This window comes from Rathayibacter tanaceti (genome assembly GCF_001634385.1).
GTDB lineage: Bacteria > Actinomycetota > Actinomycetes > Actinomycetales > Microbacteriaceae > Rathayibacter > Rathayibacter tanaceti.
The window spans coordinates 1-2,639 of sequence record NZ_LIIN01000213.1; the positions used below are offsets into that span (position 1 = coordinate 1).

Here is a 2,639-nt window from a genome sequence, read left to right on the forward strand (position 1 = left end):
CCTCCGCGCTGATCGCGGCGCAGCCGCCCGGCCGGCTCGTGGCCGTCGGCGAGCACGCGATCGAGCTGGCCGAGTACCTCCGCACCCGGGTGCTCGAGCTGGTGGTGCACGGCTTCGACCTGGCCCGAGCCACCGGAGTTCCGCACGGGCTGCCCGCCGAAGCCGTCGAGGCGACGTGCGCGCTGGCCGGCGGGCTGGCCGCGCGGGCGGGCCGGGCGGAGGAGTTCCTGATGGCGGTCAGCGGGCGCGAACGCCTCAGCGCAGGCTTCTCGGTGCTGTGAACGGCGGAGAGGCCGCCGACCGGATTCCTCCGGACGACGGCCCTTCTCTGTGCAAGGCGGTCAGGCGACGGCCAGCGCCTCCACCGGCGAGACCGTCGTGGCGCGACGGGCAGGCAGCACCGCGGCGATCGTGGTGATCAGGATGCTGGCACCGACCACAGCGGCGACCACGGGCACGGGGACGGTCGGCGGGATCATCCCGATCCCGGGACTTCCGCCGAACGCGGCGAGCGCTCCGCACCAGCCGTAGAGGACCCCGAGCACCAGGCCGAACAGCGAGGCGGCGATCACCATCTGGGCGGCCTCGATGACGACCATCCAGCGCACCTGGGTCCCCGTGAAGCCGAGTGCCCGCAGCAGTCCGAGCTCGCGTCGACGCTGCAGCACGCTCAGCGAGAGCGTGTTCACCATGCCGACGGTGGCGAGGACGACCGAGAAGCCGATCAGGACGCTGAGGATCAGCGTGGTGATCGTGACGAGCTCCTGCACCTGCTGGAAGAGCTCCGGGTTGCCCCGCGAGGCCATGCCCATCATGGTGCTGAAAGTGGCGGCACCGACGGCGAAGGTCGTCACGAGCGCGACGCCGATGACGAGGCCGATCACGGCCCTGGCGCTCCTGGCCGGGTTCCTGACCGCGTTCTCGGCCGCGAGGCGCGCGACCGGACCGCGGCCGAAGACCCGTCCGATGAGCGAGATCAGCGGAGGCAGGAGCACCGGCGCGCCGAGGATGATCGCCGAGAACGACGCCATTCCGCCGAACAGGCAGAGGATCAGCCCGAGGGGGCTCGCCAGCAGTCCGACGACGACGCCGGTGGCCAGGAGGCCCAGACCGATGACCAGGAGGATCGAAGCGAGGATGTTGCGCGACGTGCGTCCGCGGAGCTCGTCGTAGCGCGGCTCCGCCGAGGAGCCCGCGGCCTGAGACGGCGCGACGGAGAGCACGCGACGCGACCCCGACCAGGAGGCGATCACGGAGGCGACGATCACGGCCGCCCCCGGCAGCAGGAGTCCCACCGAGAGGATCGGGTACTCGAAGCGCTTGACGGCGCCGGTGAGCATCGCGATCTCGGCACCGCCCGCGACCAGCACGACCGAGACGGCCAGCCCGATCGCCGCGCCGATCGCGCCCTGCGCGAGGCCGCTGCGCACGACCTCGCCGCGCAGCGCGCGTCCGGAGGCTCCGAGCAGACGGAGCAGGGCGATCTCGCGGGTGCGGCCCGCGATGACCGTCGAGACCGCGTTGGCCGTGACGACACCGCCGACGTAGACCGCGATGCCGAAGAGGAGGAAGCCCACCGCGAACAGGATCGTGGCGAGCTGCTCGATTCCGTCCAGCCGGGCGGCCTGCATGGCCGCGACCATGTCGACGACGCTCATCACCAGGAATCCGCCGAAGGCGGCGGCGAGCGCGGAGACCGTGATGACCGCGCCTCCGCCCTGAGCTGTGCCCGTGCGCACGCCGCTCACGCTGCACCGTCCATTGCGAGCATGGCGCGCGAGATCTCCTCGGCGGTCATCCCGCGGCGGTCGTCGACGACGGCTCCGTCGCGGAGGAACAGGATGCGGTCGGCGTAGGCCGCGGCGACCGGGTCGTGCGTGACCATGGCGATCGACTGGCCGTATTCGCGGGTCGACGTGCGGAGCAGAGTCAGCACCTCGCGGCCGGTGCGCGAGTCGAGGTTTCCCGTCGGCTCGTCGGCGAAGATCAGCTGCGGGCGGGTGGCGAGTGCGCGGGCGATGGCCACGCGCTGCTGCTGGCCACCGGAGAGCTCGTGCGGGCGGTGGGTGAGGCGCTCGCGGAGCCCGAGGGACTCGACGAGGCGGTCGATCCACGCCTCCTCCTCGGTCGTGACGGCGCGGCCGTCGAGCTCGAACGGGAGGCGGATGTTGCCGCGGACGTCGAGCGTGGGAACGAGGTTGAAGGCTTGGAACACGAAGCCGACGCTGCGGCGGCGCAGGACGGTCAGCTCGGCGTCCCCCATGGCAGTGATCTCGGCGTCGCCGAGGAACACACGGCCTGAGGAGGCGGTGTCGAGGCCGGCGAGCACGTGCATGAGCGTCGACTTGCCGGAACCGCTCGGTCCCATGACGGCGGTGAACTCCCCGCGCTCGATCGAGAGGGAGACGTCGTCGAGGGCGACGACGGGCGGCGTGCTGCCGTAGAGCTTGCGCACGCCCTCGACGCGCGCCACGACGGAGGAGGTCTGGTTCTGCATGTCCTCGACGTTACGGAGGCGCTCACGTCGCCGTCGTCGTCCGCGGGTGCCCGCGCCGTCATCCCTGCGGCGGATCCGCCGTGATCCGTGCGGCGCTGGCCGGCCCGCGGTCGGCGCGGCGCCGGCTGACGCGTGGTCAGCG

Annotated in this window: 2 protein-coding genes and 1 pseudogene; 1 reads left to right on the forward strand and 2 read right to left on the reverse strand. The window is 72.3% G+C overall.

All coding sequences use genetic code 11. The features are described 5' to 3' along the window. Window positions 1-281, forward strand: a pseudogene (locus ACH61_RS17615) (hypothetical protein); the annotation flags it as partial. A gap of 60 nt (window positions 282-341) precedes the next feature. On the opposite strand, the gene ACH61_RS14970 reads toward ACH61_RS17615, so the two are convergent. Beyond that, window positions 342-1,748 (reverse strand): ABC transporter permease, encoded by a 1,407-nt coding sequence (locus ACH61_RS14970; RefSeq protein WP_068213585.1) that lies wholly within the window; start codon window positions 1,746-1,748, stop codon window positions 342-344. Beyond that, a complete protein-coding gene (locus ACH61_RS14975; protein ID WP_068213589.1) occupies window positions 1,745-2,497 on the reverse strand; it encodes an ABC transporter ATP-binding protein in 753 nt (250 codons plus the stop codon). Before ACH61_RS14975 ends, ACH61_RS14970 begins: the two co-directional genes overlap by 4 nt. Between the last annotated feature and the right edge of the window lie 142 nt (window positions 2,498-2,639).